This is a genomic window from uncultured Lamprocystis sp., assembly GCF_903933125.1.
Classification (GTDB): domain Bacteria; phylum Pseudomonadota; class Gammaproteobacteria; order Chromatiales; family Chromatiaceae; genus Thiodictyon.
In genome coordinates this window covers 1-6,437 of sequence record NZ_CAIZIZ010000075.1, presented here as the reverse complement: position 1 = coordinate 6,437, position 6,437 = coordinate 1, and the positions used below count along the sequence as shown (strand labels likewise).

4 protein-coding genes are annotated in these 6,437 nt (G+C 67.2%); all 4 read right to left on the bottom strand.

Annotation, left to right across the window (positions count from 1 at the left end):
* Positions 1 to 255: 255 nt before the first annotated feature.
* Positions 256 to 711, bottom strand: coding sequence for a S9 family peptidase (locus QZY03_RS03190; RefSeq protein ID WP_295578257.1), 456 nt, complete (start codon positions 709 to 711; stop codon positions 256 to 258).
* A gap of 19 nt (positions 712 to 730) precedes the next feature.
* Positions 731 to 1,048, bottom strand: coding sequence for a hypothetical protein (locus tag QZY03_RS03185; RefSeq protein WP_295578254.1), 318 nt, complete (start codon positions 1,046 to 1,048; stop codon positions 731 to 733).
* Between the two features lie 298 nt (positions 1,049 to 1,346).
* Positions 1,347 to 3,734, bottom strand: coding sequence for a vWA domain-containing protein (locus tag QZY03_RS03180; protein ID WP_295578251.1), 2,388 nt, complete (start codon positions 3,732 to 3,734; stop codon positions 1,347 to 1,349).
* On the bottom strand, positions 3,731 to 6,178 hold the full coding sequence (locus QZY03_RS03175; RefSeq protein ID WP_295578248.1) for a hypothetical protein: 2,448 nt from the start codon (positions 6,176 to 6,178) through the stop codon (positions 3,731 to 3,733). The genes QZY03_RS03180 and QZY03_RS03175 overlap by 4 nt, the downstream gene beginning before the upstream one ends.
* Positions 6,179 to 6,437: the final 259 nt, after the last annotated feature.

The window sequence follows — 6,437 nt, the reverse complement described above, 5'->3', positions numbered from 1 at the left end:
GCAGCGTTCGCAGTCGCCGCCGGACCGCATCGCGGCGGGACGCCGCTCCCACGGGGAACTTTCATCTTCCGGGGTGGCTGCTGTTCCTTCCATGGCCGTTAGCCGGTGGACCTCGCGTTTGGGCGGCCGAGGTCCGGCTAACGACCATGGCGCCCGCGCCACCCCGGAACATGAAAGTCTGCTCGACCGCTGCGTCGTCAGGGCTTCCAGCCCTGACCGATCCAGTCCCGACGCCGTCAGGCCAGGATGGCCTGACTACTTGGTGGGGCAGGTGTCGTTCAGGAACCGCGTCAGCTCGCTGACGTGCTGCTCGATCTTGTCCACCGAGTCGTGCCCGGCGCCATCGACCTCCAGCAGACGGGCCTGGGACGTCCGGCAGTTAGCCAGGATGCGGCGCGCGTCCTCCACCGGTACGGTCTGGTCGTCCGTGCCGTGCACCAGCAGGATGGGGCATGCGATGCGGCGGACACTGTTCATCGGCGCGATGGTCTCGAACGGGAAGCCAATGCAGTCGGCCCCTGGTTGCGGCAGCAGCCAGCCGAACAGGTGACGCTGACGCACCGTGGGGATACGCACGGCGTCATAGGCGAGGCCATAGTCTCCGGGCGAGCCGGTCTCGGGGACGCGCGGTGCCCGAAAGCCCAGATGCACCCCCGTCGGAATGGCGGCGGCGGCGGCAAGAACGATAAACAGGCCGAAGACCGTGAACATGGGTCAGTGACGCGCCGGCTCAGATCCGGCCGCGACGGGCCTGTCCGCCGCCGGCACCGCGTCCGAGACCGAGCCCGCCGCCGTTTCTCCGGCAAGCACCAGCGCCCCGGCCGCCGTTGAGCCCGCGCCCCCGCGGTGCAGGTTCCGCGCTCGCCGCCGGATTTTCGGCTGGTCCGGCAAGGACTCCAGTCAGCGTAGCCTCTTGGGTTTCGCTGCCGCCGGGTCGGGCATCCGCGGCAACCAGGATACCCGGATGACGGCACCATCCGGCGCCCCGGCGCCGCAGGCGGCCGGCGAATCCACGCGCATTGTTCATGTTGAGTCCAATCGTCTTCATCGTTCGTTCCTCGTGATCGGCAAAAAGCCGGCGACAATCAGTCGTCACATTAGAATGCAAACGCGTGCGTTTCTCATTGACAAAAGTCGGGGCAATTTAGTGGGGTAAACAGAAAGGCCGAATAGGCATAGGTCGTGACCGGGGCGGCCTCGGTCAAGCTTCCGGCCACTTGGGCTCGCCGGGTGCGTCGTCAGGCCATCCTGGCCTGACACCGTCAGGGCTGGAAGCCCTGACTACGCACGCCGCCGGCCGGGACTACGATCAAGGCCACTGGGGCCACGCTCGCGGTGTCGGTCGATCAGAGATTACGAAACTCGAAGAACAAGGTCTCCGACGGGTTCTTGTAAAGTGTCGAAAAACGCACCCGCGTCTCCTGCTCCGTGCTCAGCGGCTCCCACCGGTTGTCTTCATCCAGGTGCAAAACGCTGTTGCCGGGGAGCGGCTGGATGAAGACGCCGATCCGATCGGCGCGCAGTCGGGCCAAGCCGCCGCTCGCCGAGCGGCGTAATTGAAAGTCGCTGGTGATGTGCATCCGCGCATCGCGGTAGAAGCCGCTGCGGGCGCCTTTCTGGGAGCGGATGTTGAATGGGTAGCCCTCGTCCATGTCAGCCTCCGGCGACAGAATCACGGCCAGGTTGCGCGGGAAACGCGCGGGGCTGAGGATACCATAGAAGATGAAAACGGCCAGCAGCCCCAGCAGGATGGCGGCGATGACCGGCCACCAGCAGTGCAGCCAAGCGTCCTTGATGATCTCGACACGGAGCGGGATCGCGGCGCGCAACGGCTGGCCCAGATGATCCGTCGTCTCCAGGATCACGCGCCCGGCGGGCTCGGCTCCCGGTGTCACGCCTTCCGGACAGTGGTTGACCCGCAGCCGCAGCGGATAGCGCTGGTTGCCGCCCTCCTCAATGCGCAGCTCGAGCCCGCGGGTCGAAAGCTCGGTGAAACCCTGGCCAAGGTCGACCTCCAGCACCGAACGGCCGCGCGCGTAGTCGCTGGAGAGTTGCAGATCGAACCGGCCGCGGACCTTGACGAAGTTGAGATCGAGCAGCGCCTGACCGACCGATCGGCTGGTGAGCCGCCCCAGGTCCAGCGTGCCGGGTGGACCGAAATGGATGGTCCCCTTGACGTCCAGCCGGGCCTCAACCGCTGCCGATTCGCTGCCGCCCACCGGCGTGTAGGTGACATCCAGTGCCGCGACCTGGTCTGGGGTCCAGTGACGGGCGTAGATCCCGTCACCGGCCGTCTGATCACCGTCGCGGCCGTCATCACCGAGTTGGAGTTGACTGTCGCCCAGGCGCGCCTGCACCAGATCGGGCGGTATCAGCGCTGTCGCCACGCCGGCCGGCTGGGCCTGGACCGCTACCTGAATGGTCCCGCCGATGTAGGTCTGGGGCGGCGTCAGGACCGTCAACTTCCAGGCGGCCGAGGCGACCTGGGTCCGCTGCTGTTGCTCGGCTTCGAGATACTGGCTGGCGAGCCGCACCGAGTAAGTCGACGCGCCCGCCTTCATGAACCGGACACGGCCGGTCATCAACCCGTCGTCGGCGCTTGCGTCACCGTCCTGACCATCGTCGCGGAAGGCGTAACGGGTGCCGTCGATCAGTGCCTCCACGGCGAGTCCGGGGATCGCCCCCGGCCGTGGGATGCGTTGACCGGTGCTGTCGTCGATCAGTTCCAGCGTCAGTGCCACGGGCTCGCCCTGGGCCGCAGTCGGCGGGGTGTTGACCCGCAGACTGACCGAGAAGTCCTGGATCAGGTACCAGCCGGCCGCGCTGCTCAACCCAGTCACCGTGAAGCGCCAGACACCCGCGTCCGGCCGCACCAGCCGCACGATACGATAGCCGCGGATCAGTTCATCGCGACCGCGGGTCTCACCCGACCGGTACCCGGGTTCGACCGCCGCGGCCGACGGGTTCCCGGCATCGGGATTGATCTCGCCCACGGGCCCCTGCGCCGCCACCAGCAGGAAGGCCTCGCGCACGAAAGGCGCCACCTTGGCGGCAATGGTCGTCGCGCCCGGAGCGAGTTCGCCGGAATCCGGGGCCTTGGCGCCCAGGAAGCGCTGGTAGATGAGGCCGATGGCGGCGAGCAGTTCGGTCGGGGTCTGCGCCGTGGTGGGGATGTCGTATTCACTATGCGGCAGCTTGCCGCCGATACCGAGACCGACGAACGCGGTATGCACACCGGCCGCCCGCAGATCTTGCAGGACCTGATTACTCTCCGCACGGCAGGAATCGCGGCCGGCGTCGGCGATGACGATGAGCAGCCGCTCCGGCGCGCGCGACTGTTCGAGCGCCTGCTTGGCACTCAGCAGCGGCACGATGAAGTTGGTCGGTCCGCCATAGGTCGCCCGCTCATCCAGCGCCTGCTTGAAACCGGTGAAGTCACCCGCCTGCAAGTCGAGGCGCCGACCCGGGTCCGTCTGCATCACGCACTCGGGGCTGTCGGGCATCCAGGCCAGGGTCAGATCGTCATCCGGCCCCAGCATGTCAGTCAGGATCTTGATTGCCTGGATGGCCAACCGCGGCCGATCGTTGCGGGCCTCGCGCATCGAGGTCGAGGTGTCCAGGACGACCGCCAGGTGACGCTGCGGCTTGGGCTTGACCCCGGCGTCGGCCTGCCCGAACACCGCGGCCGGCAGCCAAGTCAGCGTGAACAGCATGAGCAACAGCCGCGGGATCATATGAATTGCATCCGGAACCACAGGCTGTCCTCGCTCGTCGTCAATTGGTAGGCCTGGTGGACCTGCAGCAGATAGACGCCGGCCCGGTTGGGCGCCAGCAGCACACCATCGCTGCTGCTGACCTTGACCCCGCGCGCCGGCCGCAGCCCATAGAGCGCTTCCGCTTCGGGTCGGACCCAGCCCAGCAAAGCGCCCTGGCCGTCCGTCACCTGGCGCTCCGCCTTGCGCGCGAACAACAGCCGCAACGGGTGCGCACGCGGCAGGCGCTGCGCCACGAACCGCTGCGGATTGGCCGCGTCGGCAACCGCGTAGCCCAAATCCTCCGGCAAGGCGACTCGCGGGCGCAGCAGCGCGAGTGCCAGCAGCAGACCCAGCGCCAGCAACAGGAACGGCAGCAAGGATGACCAGCGCAGATCCGCCGCCCGGGCGACCAGCACCGTGGTCTGGAATTCGTCGATCACGTCGAAGTGATCATAGGGCGCATGATCGAGAATGAACCGCACCTTGACGGCCGGCGGCTTGAGGGGGTCGCCGTCCGCATAAGGGCCAAGCGTCACACAAAGCTCATGTTCGCCGCCGACACCGCCGCGGCGCACCAATGACTCCAGCGACCGCTGTTTGCTTTGCGACCACTCATCCCGCGGTTGGGGCTGGACCGATTGAAAACCGATCCCCTCGCCGTCCAGCGTAAAACGCGCGCCGCGCAGGTCGCCGGTGATGGCGCCGGGGTCCGCGATCAGCCAAGCCCGGACATTGAATCCGGGGTTGCCCTTGGCGCTCTCCAGACGGGTGCCGTACTCCTCGCTCAGGATGAAACGCGTACAGGCCCGTTCACCGCGTCCGAGCGCACCGCTCGCCTGATTCTTGAGCGTACCGCTCGGCGGCTGCACGGCAATCCCCAGCCGCGGATAGACCAGCACCTCAAATGGGTCATCGGCACCGCGCATGGCCACCGTTTTATTCTGGCGGTCAACATTCACGGTGACATGCGCGGTATAGGGCTCGGTCTCCGACGCGGCGATCTGGTTCTTGGTGAACTGCGTCTGCGACCAATAGCGCCGCCCGCCGGCCGCCTGATCATCCCAATGATGGCTGTCGGCGATGCCGGTCCCATCGGCGTCATTGATGTTCCAGGGCACCCCGCCATCCGGGCGCGGCTGCTTCATCCAATACGTCAGCTTCAGCTTCGCCGGGATGCCCTGGGTGCCGGCGGCCGAGGTCACGAAAAAATCGAGCAGACAGGGGCGCTCTGCCATGGTGACGAAAGCCCCCGCCGCCAGACAGGAGACCGCGCCGCCCTCCCGAGCACCGGGCGCCTCCCGATGCTCACGCAAGGCAACGGTCAGGTTCGTCGGACGCAGGACGAAGAGCGACGCGTCGCCGCCGCCCTCGATGCGCACCGGATACTCGCCCGGCGAGGGCGTCAGTTCCCAGCGTAAGGTGTAGCTGCCGCCGATCTCGCTGGCCGCGAGCTGGTGTTGTTTCATCAGGGTTCCGCCGGGCGGCGGCAGCAGCACCAGACCGGGCGGCGCCGGCGTGGAGAGCCCAACCGGATCCAGCGTCAAAGCCACCACCGCCGCCTCCGCCGGGCCGACATCGCGGTGCAGATTCAACCCGAGCGTCGCCGTGCCGATCCGATCCTTACGGTCATCTGGAAAGTGCAGATAGCCGAAACTCTCCGAAAAGAGCTTGATCATGGTCGCGGGAAGTTCATCCCCGGTACGGATGATGAAAAAGCCGGGAAAGGCGCGCTCGGCATAGCGGCCGGACGCCACATTGGCCTCATCCGCCTGCTCGATCGCCGCGAAGAAGGGCCGGCCGGACTGCTCGGCTTCCGGGCCGAACATGATCACATAGAGCCGCGCCTGCTTGGCCGCGAGTGCCGGCAACAACTGCTCCTCGATGGTCGCCCGATCACCCTCGGGATTAACCGATTTGCCGTCGGTAATCAGAACGATGGTCCGGGTGATGGCCGCGCTGTCCCGGCTCGACACCGGGGGCAGGTCGGCGAGTGCGCGCGCGATGCCCGGTGCGTAATAGGTATTCATCGCATCGAACGGCAGCCGCGCCGCACTCAATTCGGCGATGAAAGCCGAACGTGCGGCCATGCCCTTGGCGCGTCGCGGCGTCGCCGTGCTGATCGGTGGCTGAGCGCCGGTCCATTTCTGTTGGTCGAAGGGGATGACCGCAAAACTGTCCGGATTGTCCGCCTTGTCGGGATCGGGCTTCAGCAGGTCATGCAGCAGGATGGTCGAGAGGATCGACAGCCGGCCCGGGTCATTGGCCGGCTCCGGCCAGCCGCAGGCCGGGCCGCACATGGACTTGGAGGTGTCGAGGATGACGCGCACATGATCGCCGGTGGAGCCGAGGTCGCGCGATGCCGCCATCGCGCCGCCGCCATAGATCAGAAATGCGCAGAGGATCATGCGAAGCGCCCGATTCATGCGCCTTCCCCGGCCTTGATCAGCGTTCCGGCAAGTGCCCGGGCCTCGCGTACCGGAGGTCGAGGCCTTACCGTGAAAGTCGCGCAGCGACCCTGTGGGAGCGGCGTCCCGCCGCGATGCGGTGCCGCGGTGACCGCGAACGCTGCGGCTGCGCGCCCGGCCCCGTCGCGGCGGGACGCCGCTCCCACAGGGTCGCTGCGCGACTTTCACGGTAAGGCCTCGACCTCCGGTACGCGAGGCCCGGGCACTTGCCGGAACG

What these genes read in the sequence shown, in the direction of transcription:
- QZY03_RS03190 (WP_295578257.1), bottom strand. Translation starts at nt 711, where the DNA reads ATGTTCACGGTCTTCGGCCTGTTTATCGTTCTTGCCGCCGCCGCCGCC.
- QZY03_RS03185 (WP_295578254.1), bottom strand. Translation starts at nt 1,048, where the DNA reads ATGAAGACGATTGGACTCAACATGAACAATGCGCGTGGATTCGCCGGC.
- QZY03_RS03180 (WP_295578251.1), bottom strand. Translation starts at nt 3,734, where the DNA reads ATGATCCCGCGGCTGTTGCTCATGCTGTTCACGCTGACTTGGCTGCCG.
- QZY03_RS03175 (WP_295578248.1), bottom strand. Translation starts at nt 6,178, where the DNA reads ATGAATCGGGCGCTTCGCATGATCCTCTGCGCATTTCTGATCTATGGC.